The following is a 23,604-nucleotide window of genomic DNA, read 5'->3' as shown; positions in this document are numbered from 1 at the left end:
GTCCGCGCGGCGGCGTCCCACCGGGCGGACCCGCGGTCAGTCCCAGAACCGGAACAGGCCCTGGCCCTGGATCGACAGCAGCGCGTCCCCGCCGACCACGTCGAAGACGAAGTAGGCCAGGCCGAAGAACGCCGGTGCCACCCCGGGAACGCCCAGGATCACCATGAACAGCACCAGCGGCGCCCACGGGCGGGCCCGCTCGCCGAACTGCCGCGCCGGACCGGACAGCCACGGCTCCAGCGCGCCGTACCCGTCCAGGCCCGGCACCGGGAGGATGTTGAGCACGAACGCGATCACCTGCAGGAAGGCCAGGTAGGACAAGCCCGCCGCGAGCCCGGGCGGCATCGGCAGCAGCGCCACCGCGGTGGCCAGCAGCAGGCCCAGCACCAGGTTCGTCGCCGGTCCGGCCAGCGACACCATCGATTCGGTGCGCCGCCCGCGCAGCGCGTGGTGGTTGATCCACACCGCCCCGCCCGGCAGCGGGATGCCGCCGATCGCCACGAACAGCAGCGGCAGCACGATGCTCAGCACGGGATCGGTGTAGCGGCGCGGATCCAGCGTCAGGTAGCCCTTCAGGGCCACTTCGCGGTCGCCGCCCCGGAACGCGGTGATGGCGTGCCCGAACTCGTGCAGGCACAGCGAAACCGCCCAGCCGCCGAGGACGATCAGCACCACCCCGGCGATCCGCAGCGGGGTGGCGTCGAAACCGGCGAGCACGCAGCCCAGGGCGGTCACGCCGAGCAGGGCGAGGAAGACGGGGCTGACCCGTGTCGCGGAATGTGTCACACCACCAGTGTCCACAACCGCTCACCGGGCGAGGTCGTCCGCGGGGTGGTATCCATGATCACGGACACCGGCGGGGCCGGAAGGACCACAGGTCGTTGCGCTGAACGAGCCCTTCCGAGCGCCGTCCGGGGAGATCCCCGCGGTGTCCCCCTACGGAAGGTTTCCGCTTGACCGCAAGGAGCTACACGGGTGTAATCACAGCAGTGTTATTCGCTGACGTGAACCGCTGCCGCCCTGGTCGGTGCGGTGATCGTGCGGCGCCCGACCGGCGCGGGAGGCCAGGTCGGGATACGGGTCGATCGAGGTCCGGCGGCCGCTGAGGAGCCGGGACCCGTCGGCGACGGTGGCGAGGACGCCGTCGAAGGTGCGGCACGCCGCGAAGAGGAGCGGTGGCAGGCCCACCGCAGCCTGGAGTGCGTCCCTGTTCCGGCCCTGGGGAGGGCCGGTGGGATCGGGAGAGACCGGGGGCTTGAGCCATGTGGGAATCAGGAGAGGGCCGGCTGATGGAGCGTGGGGACGCTCGGATCGCGGAACTCGACATGCTGTCCGACCTGTTCGAACTCGACGAGGAAGAGCAGGAGTGGCAGGAACGCGCGCTGTGCGCGCAGACCGACCCGGAGGCGTTCTTCCCGGAGAAGGGCGGATCCACCCGGGAGGCCAAGCGGATCTGCGCCGGCTGCGAGGTCCGCACCGAATGCCTCGAATACGCGCTGGCGCACGACGAGCGCTTCGGGATCTGGGGCGGACTGTCCGAACGGGAGCGTCGCAAGCTCAAGCGCCGCGCCGTGTGAGGCGGCCTCCGGACCGGTGGGGAAATCCGCCGGTCCGGAGCCGTCCCGATTCCCCCGGTGGTGCACTACCGTTGCGCGGTGGGTGGACCAGCCGTGGGGAGGTTCAGTGGCCGCGACCGCGCCGGTGCTGGCGATCGTGCTGTGCCGGGACGAGTCCCCGGTGGACGCGCTGGAAGCCTTGCGGCACCAGGAGATCCGTCCGCGCCGGGTGATCGCGGTGGGCCGGGGCGAGGAGCTCGCCGCGGCCCGCGCCGACGGCCTGGTCGACGAGGTCCTCGACGTCGGTCCCGGCACCGCCGCCGTGCGGCGGGCCGCCGAGCGCGCGACCGGCGAGGAGTGGCTGTGGCTGCTCCCGGCGGGCACCGCGCCCGAACCCGGTTGCCTGGCCGCGCTGCTCGCCGTCGCCGCGCGGGATCCGGACGCCGCGGCGGTCGGCCCGCTGGTGCTCGACCGCGACGATCCCCGGCTGGTCGTCGCCGCCGGTCTGTCCACCGACAGCAGCGGGAACCGGCGATCCGGCGGCGATCTGTCCGAAGTGGACCCGGCCTTGCTCGGCGCCGCACCCGGGATCGCCGAGGTGCTCGCCGTCCCGGCCGCCGGAGCGCTGCTGCGCCGCGAGGTCGTCGAACGGCTCGGCGGGCTCGACCCGGAGCTGCCGCTGCGCGGTGCCGACCTCGACCTGGGCTGGCGGCTCAACCTCGCCGGGCACGCGGTGGTGTGCGCGAGCACCGCGCGGGTGCGGGCGCCGCGCCCGGAACCCGCGCCCGCCGACCGCGCGGCCGGGGTGCGCACCTTCCTGGTCGGCACCGCGCGGTGGTCCGCCCTGCTCGGCGCGCCCCGGCTGGCGTGGCTGGCGCTGCTCCGGCTCGCCGGGTTCGCGCTGCTGCGCCGCTGGACCGAAGCCCGCACCGAGGCGTCGGTGCTCACCGCGCTGCTGCGCGGACGGCTCGGGATCACCGCCGCCCGGGCCCGCCGCGCCGAAGTCCTCCCGACCCGCCACGACGTGCGCGGGCTCCGCACCGGACGGCCCGAGCGGCTGCGCACCGCCCTCCGCCGCCGGGTGGCGGCGCTGGTGCGCGCCCGCGTCGCGCAGGACCCGGCGTGGGGCGATCCGGTGCCCGTCCCCGACGAGCCTCCCGGCGGGGGCGGCGCCGAACCGGTGCGGCACCGGGGTCGCCGGGGCGGCGGTCCGGTCGTGGTGACCGCCGGGACCGGGGACGTCCCCTCCCCGGTGCAGCGCCGCCCCGAGCTGCTGGCGGTGCCGGTCGACGGCCGCCGGCTGCTGCGCGCCCTGGTGCTGACCCCGCCGCTGCTGCTCACCGCCGCGCTGCTGGTGTTCGCCGTCGTCGCGGGCGGGGTGCTGGCCGAGGCGAGCAGGTTCAGCACCGAGCTGCACGGCGGCCGCCTCTTACCGGTCGCCGACCTGGGCACCACCTGGGGCGACTACCTCGCCGCCTGGCACCCGGCCGCCGGGGGCACCGCCGCCCCGGCGAGCCCGTCGCTGCTGGTGCTGGCCCTGTTCGGGTCGGTCCTCGGCGGTCCGGCGGTGGTGGTCGCCGGGCTGTTCGGCCTCGGCGTCGTGCTGGCCGGGCTCACCGCCTACGCGGCGACCCGGGCGCTGCCGGTGTCGCGCACCCGGCGCGCGCTGGTGGCGGCGGCCTACGCGCTGCTGCCCGCGGTGGCGCTGTCGGCGGTCCAGGGACGGCTCGACGTGCTCGTGGTGCACGTGCTGGTGCCGCCGGTCCTGGCCGGGATCGCCGCGGCGGCCGGGCCCTCGCCGGGCCGGAGCTGGCTGGCCACCGCCTGCCTGACCGCGCTGGGCCTGGCCGGGATCGGCGCCTTCGTCCCCCTGCTGCACCTGGTCCTGGTGGCCCTCGCGGTGCTCGGTTTCGTCGCGGTGCCCGCCGCCCCCGGCCACGCCCGCCGCCGCGCCGCCGGTCTGGCCGCGCTGGTGCTGCTCCCGGTGGCCTGCCTGCTGCCGTGGCCGCTCCAGTGGGTGCGCCACCCGGAACTCCTGCTGCACGGCACCGGCGCCCCGCTGCCCGCCGCGCCCGCCGGGCCGTGGCTGCTGGCGCTGAGCCCGGACGGCACCCCGCTCGCGCTGGCGGGCGTCCTGCTGGTGGTCGGCGCGCTGGGGGCGCTGCTGCTCGCGCCGAGCAGGCGGATGCTGCCCGGCGTCGTGGTGCTCGTCGCGGGCTGGGCGGCGGCGGTGCTGGTCGGCGCCTGGACCGCCGCGCCGATCGGGGGCGGTCCGAGCGGACCCGGTTGGGCCGGGGCGCCGCTGGTGCTGGCCGCCGCCGGGTGCTGCTGGATGCTGCTCGGCACCGGCCGGCTCACGTCCGGCCCGGGCAGCGCCTGGGTCGGACGTCGCGCGCTGCCCGTCGCCACCTGCCTCACCGCCGCCGGGTTGCTGGGGCTCGCCGCCGCGGGAGCGCTGGTGGGGGTGGACGGGCCGCTGCGCGCCCGCTCCGCCCCGGTCGATCCGGCGCTGGCCGCCGAATTGCGGGAACCCGGTCGGCTGCTGGACCTGGGCGAACCCGCCCGGCTGCCCGGTGGTGCCCGGCCGCGCTTCGGCGACGCCGACCTGGCCCCGGTGCCCTCGGCCGCCCGCTGGTGGGACCGGGCGAGCGCCGACCTGCGCTCCGGCGACCCGGAACGGGTGCGCGGGGCGCTGGCGTCGGCCGCCGCGCGCGGGGTCTCGCACGTGGCCACCGACGACCCGCGGCTGGTGTCGGCGGCGGGCAGCCTCGCCACCGAGCGCGGCCGACTGCCGGACGGGCGGGTGGTGCTGCGCCTGCTGATCCCGGGCAGCCCCGTCTCGCTGCTCGGTCCCGACCTGGCCCGGCAGGCGCGCACCGAACCGGCCCCGGCGCCGCGGGCCCGGCCGCTGCCGGTGGACGCCGCGCCGCCCGCGGTCGCGGTGCGGGTGACCCCGGGCGGGGTGGGCCGGACGCTGGTGCTGGGCGTTCCGCAGGAGCCCGGGTGGTGGGCCACCGTCGACGGTCGGGCCGCGCCGCTGGCGACCGCCTGGGGCGACCAGGTCGCGGTCCCGCTGCCGGAGCGGGCCGCCGAGGTGCGGGTCGGCTACACCGAGGCGCCGCGCACCGCGCTGCTGATCGCGCAGGCCGCGGCGATCCTGTTCACCGCGGTCGCCGCGCTGCCCGGGCGGGTCACTGCTCGTCGATGACGTCCGGGTCCAGGCCCAGGTAGGCGGCCACCTGCTCGACCAGCACGTCGTGCAGCAGGTCGGCCATGTCCGTGCCGTCGCGCGCGCGGGCCTCCAGCGGGCGCCGGTAGAGCACGATGCGGGCCCGCGTGGGCAGCCCCCTGCGGTCCACGCCCGCCGGGACGAGCCTGGCCAGCGGCACGTTGGCGTCCACCACCACGTCGTCGTCCCAGACCAGCTTCTCCGGGACGGTGGTCTCGATCTCGGGCACCTCGTCGACGGCGACGTCGAGCTGGGTCAGCTCGGCGTGCCAGCGCTGCTCGATCGGCTCCAGCGCCTCCAGCACCAGCGCGTCGAAGCGCTGCGAGCGGCTGCGCGAGACCGGCACCGACGACGGGTACAGCGGTCCGCGCAGGCCGCGGCCGCGCCGGTCCCGCTGAAGCCGGCCGCGCCGCCGAGATCCACGTGCGGTCACCACGCGCCGAGGGTACGCCTCCCACCCGGTCGCGGAAGAAGCGCTCCGCGCCGCGGCGTCGGCTTTTCGCACGGCAGGTGCGGCGGGAGCACCCGTTGTGATCCGTTCCGCCCGAGCCGTTCCCGCGTGCCTGCGGCGCGGGCCGGGCCCGGGGCGCTATCGTGCGTGTCGTGCGGAGCGTGAGGCGTTGCTCGCGGACGGGATGTACCAACCCGGCCGTCGCCACGCTCACGTATGCCTACGCCGACTCGACCGCGGTCGTCGGCCCGCTGGCCACCTCGGCCGAGCCGCACAGCTACGACCTGTGCGAGGCGCACGCGCTGCGGCTGACCGCGCCGAAGGGGTGGGAGGTCGTCCGGTACGAGGGCGAGTTCGCGATGCCCGAGCCCTCGGACGACGACCTCACGGCGTTAGCCGAGGCGGTGCGGGAGGCCGGACGCTCCGACCGCCCGGTGCCGCCTGACCTGGGCACCACCGGCATCCGCCGCGGCCACCTCCGGGCGCTGCCCGATCCAGTGGACGAATAGGGCCGGTGCACGGGAGCCGATCGAGGAGCGGACGCGGCGGTGTCGCGGATCGAACGGCTCGGTGAACACCGTGATGAACGGCTCGCGGGCGCCGAGCGACCCCCAGCGGGACGGTGCTCGCCGGTAGGCTTCGGTCCACACCGAGGCCGTATCTGGGAGGGCAAGCGTGCGGGACCTGTCCGGGATCGTCAAGGCGTACGACATCCGCGGGGTGGTGGGGGAGCAGCTCGACGAGGACCTCGTCCGCGAGTTCGGCGCCGCCTTCACCCGCCTGGTCGGCGGACCGGCGATCGTCGTCGGCCACGACATGCGGGAATCGTCGCCGGGTCTGGCCGCGGCCTTCGCCGAGGGCATCGCCGGCCAAGGCATCGACGTGATCAACATCGGGCTGGCCAGCACCGACATGCTGTACTTCGCCTCCGGTCGGCTGGAGCTGCCGGGCGCCATGTTCACCGCCAGCCACAACCCGGCGCAGTACAACGGCATCAAGCTGTGCCGGGCGGGCGCGGCCCCGGTGGGCCAGGACAGCGGGCTGTCCGAGATCCAGGAGCTCGTCACCCACGGGGTGCCGGAGTTCCTCGGCGCCCAGGGCGGCATCTCGGAGCGGACCATGCTCGGCGACTACGCCGAGTTCCTGCGCGGGCTCGTCGACCTCCGGTCGATCCGGCCGCTGAAGATCGTGGTCGACGCGGGCAACGGCATGGGCGGGCACACCGTGCCGACCGTGTTCGAGGGGCTGCCGATCGAGGTGGTGCCGATGTACTTCGAGCTCGACGGCACCTTCCCGAACCACGAGGCCAACCCGCTGGACCCGGCCAACCTGGTCGACCTGCAGGCCAAGGTGCGCGAGGTCGGCGCCGACGCGGGCCTGGCCTTCGACGGCGACGCCGACCGCTGCTTCGTGGTGGACCAGAACGCCGACCCGGTCCCGCCGAGCGCCATCACCGCGCTGGTCGCGGTGCGCGAGCTGGCCAAGGAGCCCGGCGGGACGGTCATCCACAACCTGATCACCTCGAAGTCGGTGCCGGAGATCGTCGCCGAGCACGGCGGGCAGCCGGTCCGCACCCGCGTCGGCCACTCCTTCATCAAGCAGACGATGGCCGAGACCGGTGCGATCTTCGGCGGCGAGCACTCCGCGCACTACTACTTCCGCGAGTTCTGGCGCGCCGACTCCGGGATGCTGGCGGCGCTGCACGTGCTCGCCGCGCTCGGCGGGCAGGACCGGCCGCTGTCGGAGCTGATGGCCGAGTACACCCGGTACGCGGCCTCGGGGGAGATCAACTCGACGGTCGACGACCAGGCCGAGCGGATGCGCGCGGTCGCCGACGCGTTCCGGGATCGCAACGGTGCTCGTGTCGACGACCTCGACGGGCTTACCGTGGAGCTCGGCAACGGATCGTGGTTCAACCTGCGTCCCTCCAACACCGAGCCGCTGCTCCGGCTCAACGTGGAGGCGGGGGACGCCGACACCGTGGCCGCGCTGCGCGATGAGGTGCTGGCGGTAGTCCGCGGCTGAAGACGTCGTCTACCCGACGGCCGGAGTGCGAGCCCGGGGCGATCCGGGCGACCTTGGGAGGAAATATGGCCGCCGCGCTGGAACCCCAGTTGCTGGAGATCCTGGCCTGCCCGTGCGAGCAGCACGCACCGCTGCGACCGGGACTCGTCGACGATCCGGAAGCCGACTACCTGACCTGCACCTCGTGCGGTCGCGGTTTCCCGATCCGGGACGGCATCCCGGTCCTGCTGCTGGAGGAGGCCGTCGACGGCCCCTCCGGAGGCAGGTGAGGGCGATGCTCGACGACACCCTCTTCGACGACCCCGCCCGGCTGGTAGAGGCCGACGGGCGGGGGCTGCTGCGGCAGGCGGCCCTGTCCGGGGCGCAAGTGCGCGCGGCCGTCGAGACGGCCGCCGAGAAGGGCCTCGACGACCTCGCCGAACTGCGCCCGCGCGCCCTGGTGCTGCTGGCCCGCCCCGGGGTCGGCGACGGGGTGTGCCGGGTGCTGGCGGCGCTGCTCGGCCCGGCGTGCCCGGTGCCGGTGGTGATCGCCGACAGCGCCCCGTCCTGGATCGGTGCGCTGGACGTGGTGTTCGCGCACACCGACGACGGCAACGACCAGGTGCTCGCCGAGTCGCTGTCGCGGGCCTCCCGGCGCGGCGCGACGGTCGTGGTGGCCGTGCCGCAGGACGGTCCGGTGGCCGCCGCGGGCGCCGGACGAGCCACGGTGCTGCCGCCCCGGTTGCCGGTGCCGCCGGAGCTGTCGTTCGGCCACGCCTACGCCTCCGGGTTGGCGGTGCTCGGCGCGCTCGGGCTGCTGCGCACCGACACCGAAGCGCTGGCCGACGCGCTGGACCGGGAGTCCGAGCGGGCCCACCCGGACAACGACGTGCTGGTCAACCCGGCCAAGTCGCTGGCGCTGCGGGTCGCCGAGCACACCCCGCTGCTGTGGGGGATCGAGCCGGTGGGCGCCGCGGTCGCCGCGCACGGCGGGTTCGCCTTCGGCTGCCTCGCCGGGGTGGCCTGCGACGTCGCCGACTACCACCAGGCGGTCACCCGGACCGCGCTGCTGCGCGCGGCGAGCTCGGTCGGTTCGGAGGCCGACCTGTTCGCCGACCCGGACGAGCGCGGTGCCGGGGCGCTGCGGGTCTTCCTGGTCCGGGCCCGGCAGGACGACCGGACCGAGGCCGTCGAGCGGGCGGCGGTCCGGGACCTGCCCGGCGCGGACCTGCTGAGCCCGGACGGGTCGGAGCAGGAGGACGCCGCGGTGCGCGCCGGGGTCTTCGCCGCTCGCTTCGACCTCGCCGCCGTCTACCTCGGGCTGGCCTCCGGCACCGTCAACGGCCCGGGCTGGCCGGCCCTGGCGGTGCACTGAGGGGAAAGGTCAGGGCCACCCCCGATGCGGGCGCGGCCACCGGACCGGTGTGCTGTCCCCGGTAGGTGGTCCGCCGAGCGCCCGGGCACCGGGCACGACGAGGAAGCGAGACGACTGTGGAGTTACTGCGAAACGCGGTGCGCCCCTACGCGTGGGGTTCGCGCACCGCGATCGCGGACCTGCTCGGCCGACCCGTTCCCACGCCCCACCCGGAGGCCGAGCTGTGGATGGGGGCGCATCCCGGCGATCCCTCGCGGGTGGTCCGCGGCGACGGGTCCGAGGTCACCCTGCTGTCCCTGCTCGACGACGAGCCGGACCGCCACCTCGGTCCGGACTGCCTGGACCGCTGGGGCGGGCGGCTGCCGTTCCTGCTCAAGGTGCTGGCGGCCGACGAGCCGCTGAGCCTGCAGGCGCACCCGTCGGCGGAGCAGGCGGCGGAGGGGTTCGCCCGGGAGGAGGCGACCGGGATCCCGCGCACCGCCTCGAACCGCAACTACCCCGACCCGACCGCGAAGCCGGAGCTGATCTGCGCGCTGACCGAGTTCCACGCGCTGGCCGGGTTCCGCGACGCGCAGCGCACCGTCCGGCTGCTCGACGACCTCGACGTGCCGCGGCTGCGCCCGCACCGGGACCTGCTCGCCGGCCAGCCGGACGCCGACGGCCTGCGCGCCCTGTTCACCACCTGGATCACGCTGCCCGAGCACTACCTGCGCGAGCTGATGCCGGAGTTGCTCGACGCCTGCGTCCGGCACGTCCGGGAACGCGGCGAGTTCGCGCTGGAGTGCCGCACCGCGCTGGAGCTCGGCGAGGCGTACCCGAACGACGCGGGCGTGCTGGCGAGCCTGCTGCTCAACCGGCTGGTGTTGCAGCCGGGCGAGGCGATCTTCCTGCCCGCCGGGAACCTGCATGCCTACCTGCACGGCACCGGCATCGAGATCCTGGCCAACTCGGACAACATCCTGCGCTGCGGGCTGACGCCCAAGCACGTGGACGTCCCGGAGTTGCTGCGGGTGCTGGACTTCGCGTGCGGCGACATGCGCGTGCTCAAGGGCGAGTCGCTGGACGCCAACCTGACCGTCTACCCCACGCCCGCGGAGGAGTTCGAGCTGTCCCGGTTGGACTGGTCGCCCGCCGAGCGACGTCCGGTGCACCTGGACTCCGGCGGTCCGCAGATACTGCTGTGCACCAAGGGCAGCGTCCGGCTGACCGGCGGTGGTGCGGTCCCGCGCGAGCTGGACCTGGTGCGGGGCCAGTCGGTGTGGCTGGCCGCCCACGACCCGGCGGTCGAGCTGCGCCCCTTGGAGCTCGACGCCGACGGGGCCGCGCAGGTCTTCCGGGCGGCTCCCGGGCCGACCGATTCCCACGTGCTGGAACGGTGAGACCAAGAACGCTCGACCCAGCCCGTCCGAGGGCGTTCGCGCAGCTCAGCGCCGGTTCGCACCGGGGTGTTCGCGGGCGGTCGGCGCGGCGCACCGCCCCCGGCGGGCTGCGCGCGGTGATCGCGGCGGTGCGGTACGTCGACCTCGGTGCCCGGTGCGGCGCTCCGGTGCGCGGACCCGGCCGGTGACCGGCGCGGTCGGCCAGTACCTTGGGCGCGACGTCAGAGCCGATCTCCGCCGCCTGTTCGCGGCGGCGGTCGGGGTGCGCGCGGCCGTGCCTGCTGCGAGGCTTCTCGCACGCCGGTGCGGTGCGGGCGGTGCTGCTGGGCGGAGCGGTGTTCGCTGAATCACAAGCCGTTAACGAATCGCGTGCTTGCTTCAGGTTCACTCGTTCCGGTTGCGAGACTGCGGCGCTAAGGTGCGACCCACCACATGGGATGGAAGAGGGAGGCGACAGTGCCAGGTAATGGGCTGTGGCGAACCAAGTCGGTTGAGCAATCGATCTTGGAGACCGACGAACCGGGCAGCAAGCTGAGGAAGAACCTCGGTACCTGGGACCTCATCGTCTTCGGCGTGTCGGTCGTGATCGGCGCGGGGATCTTCACCCTCGCCGCGCGGACGGCGGGCGACGTCACCGGACCGTCGGTCTCGCTGGCCTTCGTCATCGCGGCGATCGCCTGCGGCCTGGCGGCGGTCTGCTACGCCGAGTTCGCCTCCACCGTCCCGGTCGCGGGCAGTGCGTACACCTACTCGTACGCCACCTTCGGCGAGTTCATCGCGTGGATCATCGGCTGGGACCTGATCCTGGAGTTCGCCGTCGCCGCCGCGGCGGTCAGCAAGGGCTGGTCGGCCTACCTGCAGCAGGTGCTGGAGATCTTCGGCCTCGGCCTGCCCACCTCGGTCGCCCTCGGGCCGCTGGAATTCGACTGGGGCGCGGTGCTGCTGGTCGCCGTGCTGACCACGCTGCTGGCGCTGGGCACCAAGCTCTCCGCCCGGTTCAGCCTGGTGATCACCACGCTCAAGGTCGCCGTGGTGCTGCTGGTGATCGTGGTCGGCGCCTTCTTCATCAAGGCCGCCAACTACACCCCGTTCATCCCGCCGGCCCAGCCGTCCCAGGAGGGCGGCGCGGCCATCGACCAGTCGCTGCTCTCGCTGCTGCTCGGCGGTGAGACCAGCAACTTCGGCGTGTTCGGCCTGCTGGCCGGTGCCTCGCTGGTCTTCTTCGCGTTCATCGGTTTCGACGTGGTGGCCACCACTGCCGAGGAGACCCGCAACCCGCAGCGCGACGCGCCGCGCGGCATCCTCGGCTCGCTGGTCATCGTCACCGTGCTGTACGTGGCGGTCGCGCTGGTGCTGACCGGCATGTCGCACTACACCGACCTCGCCACCACCGAGGACGGCACCCAGGCCACGCTGGCCACCGCGTTCCAGCTCAACGGCATCACCTGGGCGGCGACGATCATCGCCATCGGCGCGCTGCTCGGCCTGACCACGGTGGTCATGGTCATGCTGCTCGGCCAGATCCGGGTGCTGTTCGCGATGTCCCGCGACGGGCTCATCCCGCGCGGGCTGGCCAAGACCAGCGACAAGCACGGCACGCCGGTGCGCGCCACCGTGCTGGTCGGCGTGGTCGTCTTCCTGGCCGCCGGCTTCTTCCCGGCCGAGCGGCTGGAGGAGATGGTCAACGTCGGGACGCTGTTCGCGTTCGTGCTGGTCTCGGCCGGTGTGATCGTGCTCCGCAAGACCCGGCCGGACCTGCCGCGCGGCTTCCGGGCGCCGCTGGTGCCGCTGGTGCCGATCCTGGCGATCATCGCCTGCATCTGGCTGATGCTGAACCTGACCGCCCTGACCTGGGTCCGGTTCCTGGTCTGGATGGCCGCCGGTGTGGTCATCTACTTCCTCTACGGGCGCAGCCACTCGCGGCTGGGCCGGGGCGAGTTCGACCTGCCCCCGTCGTCCTCGCCGAAGGACCAGGGCTGACCGTCTGATCGCACGTCGGAGGGCGCCGTCCCCGCTGGGGCGGCGCCCTCCGCCATTTCCGGAGCCCGGACGTGGATTCGAACTGATGTTCACACCGTCGAGCGATGACTTCCCGCCGGGAACGGCGGAACATCGAGGATGTGCGACGACGACGAGCAGTGCGAATCCCGTTCCCCGCCCCGCTTCCCGGTGTCCTTCCGACGCCGGCGCGCGCCGCGGTGGCGGCGCTCCCGCCCTTTCCCGCAGTGCCCGTTCCCGCAGTGCCCCGGGCCGGTGCCGGTCCGGGCGGAGGCCTCGGTGCGGAGGTGGTGGTCCGGCCGCCGGTCCCGCGCGCGGTGGCGCGGTGGGCGGTGGCTCGGCGGATGCGGTGCCGACCCGGCACCGGTGGTGATCCGCCGCGGGCGTCCCCACCTCCGGGGCGGCTGCCGCCCCGGGCCCCGGCCTCGGGAGAGTTCCGGACGTGCCGTGCGACCACCGGCCGCTCCGCGCGTCCGGGGTGCGACCGCCGTGGCCGCGCTCCGCGCCGCGCCGGTCCGGTGGGGTGCGGTCAGCGCTCGGAGGGCCGCAGCGACAGGCCGCGCTCCCACGGGGCGGTGCGCGCCCGGGGTTCGGTGATCTCGGGCAGGACCGCCGGTTCCGGTCGTTCGGGCGGTCCGTCGGTCTCGCGCGCGGTCTCCTCCTCGGGGACGGCGTCGACCTCGTCCAGCGGGATCGCGCCGTTCCCGGCCACCCGGTCGGTGACCACCTCGGCACCGTCGCGGGACGCCGCGCCCGCGGGCGTCGGCGGTTCGTCGTCCCCGGCGCTCACCGGGGCTCCAGCCGCCGCCGAGTCCGCCGCCGGAGCCACGCCCCGGCCACCGGGCTGGTGCTGGAGCGGCAGCGACGCGCCGCGCGCCGGGCTCTCCAACCCGGCGGCCATCGCGACCGCGCGGTCCCACTCGGGGTCGCCGGTGTAGTCGCTGTGCCCCAGCACGCCCGGCACCCAGCGGCGGCAGGCGAACGGCCCGCGCTGCGGGTCCGGGAGCCAGTGGTCGCCGCCGAGGACCAGCGCACCGGTCGGTCCCCGGGTGGCAGGCGGCAGCGGTCCTTCGGAACCCTCGCGGAAGCCCACGCCGATCAGCGTGCCGCCGTAGACCTGCCGGTTCCAGGTGCTGACCGCACCGCCGATGGGATCGGTGCCCCGGCACAGCGCGCGCCAGCGACCTTCCAGCGATCCGGCGAGGTCGCGCAGCGCGTAGTGCGGCACCACGCCGGGGAACGCCCGGGGGTAGGCCCACTGCAACTGCGAACCCGCGGTGACCAGCCCGACCCGCTCGCGGTCCTGCTCCGGCAGGGTCTCCAGCAGCCGGGCGGTGGTCACGGCGGCGAGCAGGCTGCCCTGGCTGTGGCCGACGAGCACCACCCGGGTGTTCGGGTCGGCCAGGTGCTCGGTGGCGCGGGCCGCGAGCTCCGGGATCACCTTCATCGCGTAGCACGGCGGCACCACGGGGTGCGCTTCGCGCGGCCAGAACAGCACCAGGTCGCAGAGCACGCCCAGGTACCGCCCCGCGTCCGGCTTGACCGCGGCCAGGTACACCATCCGCAGCAGCCCGACGGCCAGCGCCGCCAGCGCGAGGACGCCCAGGCCCACCAGCCAGTCGGCGAACGGCCAGCGGGGCAGCCCGAAGGTCTTGGCCGCCAGCGTCACCGCAGTGCTGCCGACCAGCACCCCGCTGATCACCAGCAGCACGCGATGCAGGTTCCGGCGTTGCAGACCGGCCCACTTCCACGCGCTCGCCGCGGACCGCTGGTCCTCCTTGCGGCCCGCGTGCAGCAGCGCGACCTCCTCCGGGATCTCCTCCGGACCGCCCCGCCACCGGCGGATCAGCAGCCACGGCCCGCCGAGCGCGGCGGCGAGCACCGCCAGCACCGCGCCGGTCCCCCAGAACAGCGTCACGTCGTCGTAGGTCGCGGGCAGCACCAGCGCCGGGTCGAGCGCCTGCCGGACGGTGAACGCCAGGCCCGCGCCGAAACCGTTGCCCAGCAGGCAGGCGATCATCAGCACCGGGGCGCCCATCCAGCCGCCCGCCCACGGGCGCAGGTCGGCGGGCAGGTCCTGCCAGGTCGGTCGCGCCAACGCGGCCGCGGGCAGCAGCAGGACCGCGATCGCCACGCAGCTCAGCACCATCGCGGCGGTGATCGACCCGGTGACGGCGCCGGAACCCGGCAGCGGGCCGGACAGCGGCCCGGGCAGCAACGCCACCGACAGCACCAGCACGGCACCGGTGGTCAGCAGCACGCGGCGCGGCACCCGGCGCAGCGCGGTGCGCAGCGCCCGACCGCCGCTCTCGGTCATCCCGGTGGGGTCGTCCAGGGCGCCGCAGCCCACCGCGCACCCGACCAGCAGCAGGACGGCGACCAGCCAGCGTGGGTCCGCGCTCGGGGCGAACGGTCCGCCGAGGGCCACCAGCGCCATCGCGGCCAGCGCCGCGGTGGTGTGCAGGACCCGCAGCGCGGCGGTGTCCGGGTCGGTGACGACGTTGGCGCCCGGCAGCATCGGCGCCCGGGCGGAGTGCTGCGCGCTCCCGCCGCGTCCCGTGGTGACCCGCCACGAGGTCCGGGACAGCCGGTGCATGAGCAGCACCACCAGGCCCACCGGCAGCAGGCCGAGGAAGGCGCGCAGCTGGTCGACCTCGCGGAACGCGTCCGGGACCCAGCCCTGGCAGGTCCCGCCGGGGCGCAGGCACTGCGCCGCGACCAGGTCCAGCAGCACCACGGTGAGCTGGCTGACGAACAGCGTGGTCAGCAGCAGCGCGGAGAGCCGGAACAACGCCCGCAGGACGGCGCTGAGCAGCCCGCTCACCCGGTGGCCCGGCCGGGCGGGCGGCAGCATCCAGTGCGCGACGTTGGCCAAGGCGAAGGGGAACAGCAGCGCCCAGGACGCCTTCGACAGGCCGCCGGAGGTCATGCCGCCCCAGACGTAGCCCTCGACGATCCGGGGCACCGAGCGGTCGCCGGCCGAGAGCATCGGGCCGGGGACCGGGCGCAGCAGCCGGTCGGCGGGGCGCACGATCCGGCCGACCCCGTCACCGGCCACGTCCACCGAGGCCACCGACTCGGTCAGCTCGTCGGGCGTGGTGCCGAGGATGCCGTGCACCCGCAGCTCGACCACTCGGGTGTCGGGCCCGGGTAGTGGCACTGGTCCTCCAGGGTCGCGGTGGGCGGGTCGTCGGCGGGCTCGCCGGTCGACGCGGCGCCGGGCGGCCGTGTCGATCTTGCGATTGTCCTCCGACGTCCCGGGCGAAGCGAGTGCTCCCCTCCGATTGTGATCGTCCGACGACCCGCTGTCCGGGATTTCGGCCGAGTCGTCCTCGGCCGCGTCATCGCACCGCGAAGGCGACCGGTCACTCCCGGTAGTATCCGGTGCGGCCCGCGCACCCACCACCAGCCGTCCCCCGTCCGTCCTTCCCGAGGCCGCGAGGAGTCCCCAGATGAGTGCCGATCGACCGAGCGGCGGTGGCGGTTTCGCCATCGCCGATCCGGAGCTGGCCGACGAAGGCCGCCACCAGATCCGGCTCGCCGAGCAGGAGATGCCGGGCCTGATGACGCTGCGGCGCGAGTACGCCGAGGTGTTCCCGCTGCGCGGAGCGCGGATCACGGGCTCGCTGCACATGACGGTGCAGACCGCCGTGCTGATCGAGACGCTGGTCGCGCTGGGCGCCGAGGTCCGCTGGGCCTCCTGCAACATCTTCTCCACCGACGACGCGGCCGCCGCCGCGGCCGTGGTCGGCCCGCACGGCACGCCGGACGCGCCGCGCGGTGTCCCGGTCTTCGCCTGGAAGGGCGAGACGCTCGAGGAGTACTGGTGGTGCACCGAGCAGGCGCTGACCTGGCCGGAGCAGCCGGGGCCGACGATGATCCTCGACGACGGCGGCGACGCCACCCTGCTGGTCCACAAGGGAGTCCAGTACGAGCGCGCCGGGGTCGTGCCCAACCCGGCGGACGACGATCCGGACGAGTTCAAGGTGGTGCTGGCGACGCTGCGCGCCTCGCTGGCCGCCGACCCGGCGAAGTGGACCCGGGCCGCGGAGAGCATCCTCGGCGTGTCCGAGGAGACCACCACCGGCGTGAACCGGCTCTACCAGCTCGCCGCGCAAGGCGAACTGCTGTTCCCCGCGATCAACGTCAACGACTCGGTGACCAAGTCCAAGTTCGACAACAAGTACGGCATCCGGCATTCGCTGGTGGACGGCATCAACCGGGCCACCGACGTGCTCATCGGCGGCAAGGTGGCCGTGATCTGCGGCTACGGCGACGTCGGCAAGGGCTCGGCCGAGGCGCTGCGCGGCCAGGGCGCGCGGGTGGTCATCACCGAGATCGACCCGATCTGCGCGCTGCAGGCCCAGCTCGACGGCTACCAGGTCGCCAAGCTCGACAGCGTCCTCGGCCAAGCCGACATCGTGATCACCACGACCGGCAACCGGGACATCATCACCCTCGACCACATGCGCCGGATGAAGCACCGGGCGATCGTCGGCAACGTGGGCCATTTCGACAACGAGATCGAGATGGCCGCGCTGCAGCGGATGCCCGACGTCCAGCGGGTGCGGATCAAACCGCAGGTCGACGAGTGGGTGTTCCCGGACGGCAAGTCCGTCATCGTGCTCTCCGAGGGCCGGCTGCTGAACCTGGGCAACGCCACCGGGCACCCGAGCTTCGTGATGTCGAGCTCCTTCGCCAACCAGACCATCGCCCAGGTCGAGCTGTTCACCAAGCACCAGGAGTACGACAACGAGGTCTACCGGCTGCCGAAGGTGCTCGACGAGAAGGTCGCCCGCATCCACGTCGAAGCCCTCGGCGGGGAGCTGACCAAGCTCTCCAAGGACCAGGCCGAGTACATCGACGTCGACGTGGAGGGGCCGTTCAAGCCGGAGCACTACCGGTACTGAACCCGGTCAGCCGGCGCGGACCTCCGGCTCGTGGCGCACCGGGAAGTTCACCGAGTTCGCGATGAAGCACTTGCGGTGCGCCTGCTCGTGCAGCTCCTCGGCGCGCGGCACCATCGCGGCCTCGGCGACCACGACCCGGGGCCGGAGCACGACCTCGGTGAACCGCCCGCCGCCGTCGCGCTGCTCGGCCATCGTGCCGACCGGCTCGTCCCGGTAGGCGGTGACCACCACGCCGGAGGCCGCGCAGAGCCCGAGGTACCACAGCAGGTGGCATTCCGAGAGCGCGGCGAGCAGGAACTCCTCCGGGTTGTGCAGCCCGGGGTCGCCCCGGAACGCCGGGTCGGCCGAGGCGGTGAGCGGGGGCTTGCCCGCGACGTCGACGACGTGCTCCCGGCTGTAGGCGGTGTAGGAGGACGTCCCGGTCCCGGTGTTGCCGGTCCAGGTCACGGACGCCCGGTAGGTGTGGGTCTGCGCGCTCATGCGGACCTCGTCTCGGGTAGCGGCGGTGGCGGGCTCCCGGCGGAGCCGTCGAGCTGATGTCTAGCGGACCGGCCCGGTCCGGCGGAAGCCGTTTCCGGCCGCGCGCCGCGCCCGCACCGCGCTCGGCTACCGTCGTCGCCGTGGGCCGACTCATCGTGATCGAGGGACTGGACGGCGCGGGCAAGCGGACGCTCGCCGACGGCATCCTCGCCGAGCTGCGCCGCCGCGGCCGCTCGGCGACCCGCACCGCGTTCCCGCGCTACGCCGAGGACGTGCACGCCGAACTCGTCGCCGAGGCGTTGCGCGGCGGCCACGGCGACCTCGGCTCCTCGGTGCACGGCATGGCGGTGCTCTACGCCCTCGACCGGCGCGGTGCGGCCGACGAGCTGCGCGCCGCGCTCGACGCCCACGACGTCGTGCTGCTCGACCGCTACGTGGCCTCCAACGCCGCCTACGGCGCCGCCCGCCTGCACCAGGACGCGACCGGGCGGTTCGTGCGGTGGGTGGCGGAGCTGGAGATCGAACGCTTCGGGCTGCCCCGGCCGGACCGGCAGCTCCTGCTGCGGGTCCCGACCGAGGTCGCCGCCGAACGCGCCCGGCACCGGGAGCGGACCGAAGCCGACCGGGCGCGGGACAGCTTCGAGTCCGACGACGGGCTCCAGCGCCGGTGCGGCGAGGTCTACGCGCAGCTCGCCGCGGCGGACTGGTGGTCGCCGTGGACGGTCCTGGACGGCGTCGCCGACGTCGACTTCGGTGCCCTGGTGGACCTGCTGGACTCCGACCGCGACGCACCTCACGTCGGCTGAAGCCGCCGGTCACCGATCCGGTGCCGAACCCCTGCTCCGTTCAGCGGTATGCAGGCCGCGGGACCGGTGCCCGCGCGGCGACCTGGGACGACCAGCAGCGGGTGGATGTTCGCGGAGTCGGTGACAAGTGCAACCATGGTGGCCATGAAGGCGCGCGTGCTCGTGGTGGACGACGATCCGGCCCTGGCCGAAATGCTGACCATCGTGCTCCGGGGCGAGGGCTTCGAGACCGCTGTCGTCAGCGACGGCACCAAGGCGATGCCCGCGCTGCGGGAGCTCAAGCCGGACCTGGTCCTGCTGGACCTGATGCTGCCCGGGATGAACGGCATCGACGTCTGCAAGGCCATCCGCACCGAGTCCGTCGTGCCGATCGTGATGCTGACCGCCAAGAGCGACACCGTCGACGTGGTGCTCGGGCTCGAATCCGGTGCCGACGACTACATCGTCAAGCCGTTCAAGCCGAAGGAGCTGGTGGCCCGGCTGCGCGCCCGGCTGCGCCGCACCGACGCCGAGCCCGCCGAGGTCCTCGCGATCGGTGACGTCACCATCGACGTGCCCGGCCACGAGGTCACCCGCGAGGGCCAGCCGATCGCGCTGACCCCGCTGGAGTTCGACCTGCTGGTCGCGCTGGCGCGCAAGCCCCGCCAGGTGTTCACCCGCGAGGTGCTGCTGGAACAGGTCTGGGGCTACCGGCACGCCGCGGACACCCGCCTGGTCAACGTCCACGTGCAGCGACTGCGTTCGAAGGTCGAGCGCGACCCGGAGAGCCCCGAGGTGGTGCTGACCGTCCGCGGCGTGGGGTACAAGGCAGGCCCACCGTGATGAGCCGTCGCCCCGCGGCGTGCTCGGCGGGGCGGCGGCGATGAGCGCCTGGGGGTACCGCGGGGGCCGGGTGCGCTGGTCGCTGCGCCGCGGTCGCGAGGAGATCCGGAACCGGTGGCACCGGTTCGAGTCGATCTGGCGCCGGTCCATGCAGCTGCGCGTGGTGGTCAGCACCCTGGCGCTGTCGACGGCCGTGGTACTGGTGCTGGGCATGGTGCTGCAGACCGAGATCACCACGCAGCTCCTGTCCGCCAAGGAGCAGGCTGCGGTCACCCAGGTCGAGGTCAGCAAGCAGACCCTGGAGCAGGAGCTCACCGCGGTCGACCCGAACGCCGAGGGCGTCTCCGACCAGCTCGAAGCCGCCCTCAACCGGTTGACCACGTCGACGTCGGAGGACAGCGCCGACGCCGCCGCCGGGGCGTTCCACCCGGTGTTGGTCGACGGGGAGGCCCCCGGGGACCCGCGGTTCGAGCCCTCCGCCGGTCCGATCGGGTACGTGCCCGGGGACCTGCGCGCGTTCGTGGAGCGCGGACAGCTCGCCACCAAGATCCACACCGTCCAGATGGACTCCGAGCCGGTCACGATGCTGACCGTCGGCATGCCGGTGAGCACCGCCACCCGGCCGTTGCAGGTCTACCTGCTGTTCCCGCTCACCGCCGAGCAGAAGACCCTCGCCGTGGTCCAGCAGACCCTGCTCGTCGTGGGCGGCGTGCTGCTGGTGCTGCTCGGCGCGATCACCAACCTGGTCACCCGGCAGGTGGTGCGCCCGGTCCGGCAGGCCGCGCAGATCGCCGAGGAACTCGCCGAGGGCGAGCTCGACAAGCGGATGCGGGTGATCGGCGAGGACGACGTGGCCCGGCTCGCCGAGTCGTTCAACGAGATGGCCGACAGCCTCAAGCAGCAGATCACCCAGCTCGAGGAGTTCGGCCAGCTCCAGCGGCGCTTCACCTCCGACGTCTCGCACGAGCTGCGCACCCCGCTGACCACCGTGCGGATGGCCGCCGACGTGCTGCACGCGTCCCGCGAGCAGTTCCCGCCCGGCCTGTCCCGGTCCAGCGAACTCCTCGTCGACGAGCTCGACCGCTTCGAGCTGCTGCTCGCCGACCTGCTGGAGATCTCCCGGCTGGACGCCGGGGTGGCCGACCTCGCCGCCGAACCGCTCGACCTGTGCGAGGTGGTCCGCGACACGGTGCGGTCGTTGCGGGCCATCGCCGAGTCCAGCGGTGTCGAGCTGCGCGTGGACCTGCCCGAGAAGGCGCAGACCATCCACGCCGACCACCGGCGCATCGAGCGCGTCCTGCGCAACCTCGTGGGCAACGCCATCGACCACGCCGAAGGCGGGCCGGTCGAGATCCGCATCGGCGTCAACGACAAGGCCGTGGCGGTGACCGTCCGCGACTACGGGGTGGGGCTGCGGCCCGGCGAGGCCGAGCTGGTGTTCACCCGGTTCTGGCGCGCCGACCCGTCCCGCAACCGGCGCACCGGCGGGACCGGGCTCGGGCTGTCCATCAGCCTGGAGGACGCCCGCCTGCACGGCGGTGGGATCGACGCCTGGGGCGAACCCGGCGAGGGCTCCTGCTTCCGCCTGACCCTGCCGCGCCGGCCCGGCGAGCCGTTCGACGCCAGCCCGCTGGCGATGCCCGAGACCCGGCGCATCGCCGCACCGGGTGCCCTGCTCGCCGCGCCCGACCCCGTCCAGGAAGGCGAGCCCGGGGAGGTCCGGGACACCGGGCCCGCGCGGCTCACCGAGCAGAGCTGGGAGGACGACCGATGAGCCGACCCGTCCGGAGGGCGGCCGCGGCCGTGGCCCTGCTGCTGGTGCCGGTCACGGCGTGCGCGTCGATCCCCGAGAGCTCCGAGCCCAGGGCCGTGCGCTCCATCGACGAGGGCAACGCCACCCAGGAGCTCAAGCCGCTGCCCAAGGGCATCGACGCCCTGTCGCTGGTCCGCAGCTTCGTCGACGACAGCGCGAAACCGGCCAGCGACCACGAGGCCGCGCGCAGGCACCTCACCCCGCAGGCCGCGCAGGAGTGGTCGCCCACGCCCGGGCTGCTCATCGTCGAGGACGTCGACACCATCCCGGTGCCGCAGGACATGCCGCTGCCCGAGGGCGTTCAGCTCGTCAGCGTGCAGGGCGACAAGGTCGGCAGGCTCCAACCGGACCAGTCGTTCGTCCCCGAGTCCGGGCCGTACCGGATCGAGGTGCGGGTGGAGCGGCAGCCCGACGGCGAGTGGCGCATCGCCGAACCACCGCCGGGCCTGGTCGCCGGCCGCGCCGCCTTCGCCGAGACCTACCGCCAGCTGCCGATCTACTTCCTCAACCACGAGGGCACCGGGGTGGTCCCCGACCTGCGCTACGTCCCCGCGCTGCCGTCGAGCACCCTGCCCCGGCGGGTGATCGACCTGCTGGTCACCGGGCCGTCCGAGGCCTTCCGCGACTCCCTGCGCAGCGCGATCCCGCCCGGGGTGGTGCCCAAGACCAACACCAGCGAGTCCCCGGACGGCGCCCTGGAGGTCAATCTCAGCGACCTCGGCGACCTCACCGCCGAGCAGCGCCAGCAGATCGCCGCGCAGACCGTGTTCTCGCTGCAGAGCGTCAGCAGCGCCCGGGTGCGGCTCAAGGAGGAAGGACGACCGCTGCTCGACGAGGCGGGAGACCTGCGGCCCAGCGACGTGGCCTCCTTCGAGACCGAGCACCAGGTGCGCGCCGACCTGCCCGGGATGGCGGTCGTCAACGAGAGCCTGGTGCTCATCGACGACAGCGCGACCCCCGTGCCCGGCGCGGTCGGCTCCGGGGAGTACCGCGTGCTGCAGGCCGGCCGCTCGCTCGACGGCGAATACCTCGCGGCGGTCACCCGCCGACCCGGCGGCGTGGCGCTGCGGGTCGGCGAGTACGGCGCCCAGCAGCTCGCCGAACTCGACGTCGCCGGCTCCTTCATGACCAAGCCGACCTGGCGCACCGAATCCGAGGTGTGGACCGTGGTCGACGGCAGCACCGTGGTCCGGGCCCACAAGGACGGCGACCGCTGGGTGACCGAACGGGTCGAGGCGCCCGAGCTCGTCGGCGCGGGCCAGATCGAGGACCTGCGGATCGCCCCGGGCGGCACCCGGCTGGCCGCGGTCGTCGACGGGCGGATCCTGGTCGCGGGCATCGGGGAGCGCGACGACCAGCTCGTCGTGCAGCACCCGACCCCGCTCGTGCCCCCGGAGAACGTGGAGATCACCGGGCTGGAGTGGCGCGGCAACGATGCCCTGGTGGCCATCACCGGCAGCAGCTCCTCGCCGGTCTACGACGTGTCCGTCGACGGCTTCGAGTGGACCCGCTACACGGCCCTGAACCTGGGGCAGCGCCTCACCGGCGTGACCGTCGCCCAGGACGGGCGCGTGATCGTCGCCGACAGCGTCGGCCTGTGGCAGACCGAGGAGCCCGACAACGTCTGGGCCGTGGTGCGCGTCCCCATCGGCGGCGGCTCGATCCCCTTCTTCCCCGGCTGACCGGCCCGCCCCGCGCCGATGGCAGCAGGGGAACCTTCCTGCCACAGATGGCAGCAGGGGAACCTTCCTGTCAGAAGTGGCGGCACCCGCTCGGCACCGCTCGCCGGAGGCGAGGGCGTTCCTGCCCGGCAGGAAGCCGAACGATCCGAGCCCGAACGCGGGGCCAGGAACGCCCGCCGCGCCGGTCGAGTCGGAGGCGTCCCGCTGGCCGCGTCGCGGCGGGATCGCGCGCTCCCGGTCGCGAACGTCCCCGCTCCACTGCTCGGCAGGGTTGCCGACACGCGTGCGGTGAGTCCGACGCGACATCGGCGCATCCTGCGGAGATGCGTGCTGATCTGTTCCGCGACGCCGCCACCGGCCTGCTCGACCTCGTGTTCCCGCTGCGCTGCGCGGGGTGCCGCCGCGGGGGCACGGCGTGGTGCCGCACGTGCGCCGGTGAGCTGGGCGGACTCCGCCGCGTCGATCGTCCGCTGTTCACCGGGGAGGTGCCGGTCTACGCGTTGGGACGCTATCGGCGCGCGGCGCGCCGGGCCGTGCTCGCGTTCAAGGAGTCGGGCCAGCGGCACCTGGCCGAGCCGCTGGGGCAGCAGCTCGGAACCGGCCTGCGGGCGCTCGCCGACCAGGTGGGCCTGGAGGGGCGCTGCTGCCTGGTGCCCGCACCGTCGAAGGCCATCGCGGCGCGGCGGCGTGGTGGCCCGCACGTGCTCCGACTGGCCGACCGGACGGCATCCGCTCTGGTGGTGCGGGGTTGGCAGGTGGAGGTCGCGGATTGCTTGGTGACCGATCGCTCGGCTGCGGACTCCACCGAGCTCGATACACCCGAAAGGGTGAAAAACCTGGCCGGTCGAGTGCTGGTCCGTTCGGGTCGGCTCCCGACTTCGGGGTGGCCGGTGGTGCTGCTGGACGATGTCGTCACCACCGGCGCGACGGTGGCCGAATGCCTGCGCGTGCTCCTGGCTTCGGGGTTCGACGTGCGCGCGGCGCTGTCGTTGACCTCGACGTCCGGGTGAGATGTGCGAACGGGAACGCCGATGCGGAACTCCCGGCGGTCGGTGTTCGTTGTCCGGGTGTGCGCAGGGTCGAGTCGCGGCTGGATCTC

The 23,604-nt window shown here is 74.1% G+C and carries 19 protein-coding genes; 14 read left to right on the top strand and 5 right to left on the bottom strand.

Translation table 11 applies throughout. From position 1 onward, the window contains the following. Positions 1-36 precede the first annotated feature (36 nt). Complete coding sequence (locus tag ACQP0T_RS23545) at positions 37-786, bottom strand: site-2 protease family protein (RefSeq protein ID WP_433870012.1); 750 nt, start codon at positions 784-786, stop codon at positions 37-39. Between the two features lie 195 nt (positions 787-981). Continuing rightward, entirely contained in the window at positions 982-1,188 is a 207-nt protein-coding gene (locus ACQP0T_RS23540; protein WP_345358597.1) for a hypothetical protein, read from the bottom strand. Positions 1,189-1,325: 137 nt separating this feature from the next. On the opposite strand from ACQP0T_RS23540, the gene ACQP0T_RS23535 reads away from it, so the two are divergent. Then, positions 1,326-1,577, top strand: a complete 252-nt coding sequence (locus tag ACQP0T_RS23535) for a WhiB family transcriptional regulator (RefSeq protein WP_433873822.1) — start codon at positions 1,326-1,328, stop codon at positions 1,575-1,577. 106 nt (positions 1,578-1,683) lie between these two features. Next, positions 1,684-4,764: a glycosyltransferase gene (locus tag ACQP0T_RS23530; protein WP_433870011.1), complete on the top strand. Its 3,081-nt coding sequence runs from the start codon at positions 1,684-1,686 to the stop codon at positions 4,762-4,764. Here the strand turns inward: ACQP0T_RS23530 and ACQP0T_RS23525 are convergent. Further along, positions 4,748-5,221, bottom strand: coding sequence for a metallopeptidase family protein (locus tag ACQP0T_RS23525; protein WP_345358603.1), 474 nt, complete (start codon positions 5,219-5,221; stop codon positions 4,748-4,750). The genes ACQP0T_RS23530 and ACQP0T_RS23525 overlap by 17 nt on opposite strands. Positions 5,222-5,388: 167 nt before the next feature. On the opposite strand from ACQP0T_RS23525, the gene ACQP0T_RS23520 reads away from it, so the two are divergent. From ACQP0T_RS23520 to ACQP0T_RS23495, 6 genes are all read left to right on the top strand, one after another. After that, the gene (locus ACQP0T_RS23520) at positions 5,389-5,745 is read left to right on the top strand and encodes a DUF3499 domain-containing protein (protein WP_345358606.1); all 357 of its coding nucleotides are present in this window, start codon (positions 5,389-5,391) and stop codon (positions 5,743-5,745) included. 166 nt (positions 5,746-5,911) lie between these two features. After that, the gene (locus ACQP0T_RS23515; protein WP_433870010.1) at positions 5,912-7,261 is read left to right on the top strand and encodes a phosphomannomutase/phosphoglucomutase; all 1,350 of its coding nucleotides are present in this window, start codon (positions 5,912-5,914) and stop codon (positions 7,259-7,261) included. A gap of 65 nt (positions 7,262-7,326) precedes the next feature. Beyond that, positions 7,327-7,530 (top strand): Trm112 family protein, encoded by a 204-nt coding sequence (locus ACQP0T_RS23510; protein WP_433870009.1) that lies wholly within the window; start codon positions 7,327-7,329, stop codon positions 7,528-7,530. A gap of 5 nt (positions 7,531-7,535) precedes the next feature. Further along, positions 7,536-8,615, top strand: a complete 1,080-nt coding sequence (locus tag ACQP0T_RS23505; protein WP_433870008.1) for a hypothetical protein — start codon at positions 7,536-7,538, stop codon at positions 8,613-8,615. 116 nt (positions 8,616-8,731) lie between these two features. Next, the gene (manA, locus tag ACQP0T_RS23500; protein WP_433870007.1) at positions 8,732-9,994 is read left to right on the top strand and encodes a mannose-6-phosphate isomerase, class I; all 1,263 of its coding nucleotides are present in this window, start codon (positions 8,732-8,734) and stop codon (positions 9,992-9,994) included. A gap of 456 nt (positions 9,995-10,450) precedes the next feature. Next, positions 10,451-11,974 carry an amino acid permease gene (locus tag ACQP0T_RS23495; protein WP_345358621.1) on the top strand — a complete coding sequence of 508 codons (1,524 nt, stop codon included), beginning with the start codon at positions 10,451-10,453 and terminating at the stop codon, positions 11,972-11,974. Between the two features lie 547 nt (positions 11,975-12,521). Here ACQP0T_RS23495 and ACQP0T_RS23490 read toward each other — a convergent pair. Continuing rightward, the gene (locus ACQP0T_RS23490) at positions 12,522-15,152 is read right to left on the bottom strand and encodes a hypothetical protein (RefSeq protein ID WP_433870006.1); all 2,631 of its coding nucleotides are present in this window, start codon (positions 15,150-15,152) and stop codon (positions 12,522-12,524) included. Positions 15,153-15,444: 292 nt separating this feature from the next. Between ACQP0T_RS23490 and ahcY the strand changes: the two genes are divergently transcribed. Beyond that, positions 15,445-16,902: an adenosylhomocysteinase gene (gene ahcY / locus ACQP0T_RS23485; RefSeq protein ID WP_433870005.1), complete on the top strand. Its 1,458-nt coding sequence runs from the start codon at positions 15,445-15,447 to the stop codon at positions 16,900-16,902. A gap of 6 nt (positions 16,903-16,908) precedes the next feature. Here ahcY and ACQP0T_RS23480 read toward each other — a convergent pair whose 3' ends face one another. After that, positions 16,909-17,382, bottom strand: coding sequence for an OsmC family protein (locus tag ACQP0T_RS23480; RefSeq protein ID WP_433870004.1), 474 nt, complete (start codon positions 17,380-17,382; stop codon positions 16,909-16,911). A gap of 140 nt (positions 17,383-17,522) precedes the next feature. On the opposite strand from ACQP0T_RS23480, the gene ACQP0T_RS23475 reads away from it, so the two are divergent. The 5 genes from ACQP0T_RS23475 to ACQP0T_RS23455 all read left to right on the top strand — a co-directional run bounded on the left by ACQP0T_RS23475 (position 17,523) and on the right by ACQP0T_RS23455 (position 23,515). Next, the gene (locus ACQP0T_RS23475; RefSeq protein WP_433870003.1) at positions 17,523-18,188 is read left to right on the top strand and encodes a dTMP kinase; all 666 of its coding nucleotides are present in this window, start codon (positions 17,523-17,525) and stop codon (positions 18,186-18,188) included. A 144-nt stretch (positions 18,189-18,332) separates the two neighbouring features. After that, a complete protein-coding gene (gene mtrA / locus ACQP0T_RS23470; RefSeq protein WP_345358642.1) occupies positions 18,333-19,010 on the top strand; it encodes an MtrAB system response regulator MtrA in 678 nt (225 codons plus the stop codon). A 40-nt stretch (positions 19,011-19,050) separates the two neighbouring features. Further along, positions 19,051-20,784: an MtrAB system histidine kinase MtrB gene (mtrB, locus tag ACQP0T_RS23465; protein ID WP_433870002.1), complete on the top strand. Its 1,734-nt coding sequence runs from the start codon at positions 19,051-19,053 to the stop codon at positions 20,782-20,784. Beyond that, a complete protein-coding gene (locus ACQP0T_RS23460; protein ID WP_433870001.1) occupies positions 20,781-22,505 on the top strand; it encodes an LpqB family beta-propeller domain-containing protein in 1,725 nt (574 codons plus the stop codon). Before mtrB ends, ACQP0T_RS23460 begins: the two co-directional genes overlap by 4 nt. 323 nt (positions 22,506-22,828) lie before the next feature. Continuing rightward, positions 22,829-23,515: a ComF family protein gene (locus ACQP0T_RS23455; RefSeq protein WP_433870000.1), complete on the top strand. Its 687-nt coding sequence runs from the start codon at positions 22,829-22,831 to the stop codon at positions 23,513-23,515. The last annotated feature ends 89 nt before the right edge of the window (positions 23,516-23,604 follow it).

The sequence above is a fragment of the Saccharopolyspora sp. CA-218241 genome (genome assembly GCF_050954615.1).
Taxonomy (GTDB): Bacteria; Actinomycetota; Actinomycetes; order Mycobacteriales; family Pseudonocardiaceae; genus Saccharopolyspora; species Saccharopolyspora cebuensis.
This window is presented reverse-complemented; position numbering and strand designations above follow the sequence as displayed.

What these genes read in the sequence shown, in the direction of transcription:
- ACQP0T_RS23480 (WP_433870004.1), bottom strand. Translation starts at nt 17,382, where the DNA reads ATGAGCGCGCAGACCCACACCTACCGGGCGTCCGTGACCTGGACCGGC.
- ACQP0T_RS23510 (WP_433870009.1), top strand. Translation starts at nt 7,327, where the DNA reads ATGGCCGCCGCGCTGGAACCCCAGTTGCTGGAGATCCTGGCCTGCCCG.
- ahcY (WP_433870005.1), top strand. Translation starts at nt 15,445, where the DNA reads ATGAGTGCCGATCGACCGAGCGGCGGTGGCGGTTTCGCCATCGCCGAT.
- ACQP0T_RS23535 (WP_433873822.1), top strand. Translation starts at nt 1,326, where the DNA reads ATGCTGTCCGACCTGTTCGAACTCGACGAGGAAGAGCAGGAGTGGCAG.
- mtrA (WP_345358642.1), top strand. Translation starts at nt 18,333, where the DNA reads ATGAAGGCGCGCGTGCTCGTGGTGGACGACGATCCGGCCCTGGCCGAA.
- ACQP0T_RS23505 (WP_433870008.1), top strand. Translation starts at nt 7,536, where the DNA reads ATGCTCGACGACACCCTCTTCGACGACCCCGCCCGGCTGGTAGAGGCC.
- ACQP0T_RS23460 (WP_433870001.1), top strand. Translation starts at nt 20,781, where the DNA reads ATGAGCCGACCCGTCCGGAGGGCGGCCGCGGCCGTGGCCCTGCTGCTG.
- mtrB (WP_433870002.1), top strand. Translation starts at nt 19,051, where the DNA reads ATGAGCGCCTGGGGGTACCGCGGGGGCCGGGTGCGCTGGTCGCTGCGC.
- ACQP0T_RS23455 (WP_433870000.1), top strand. Translation starts at nt 22,829, where the DNA reads ATGCGTGCTGATCTGTTCCGCGACGCCGCCACCGGCCTGCTCGACCTC.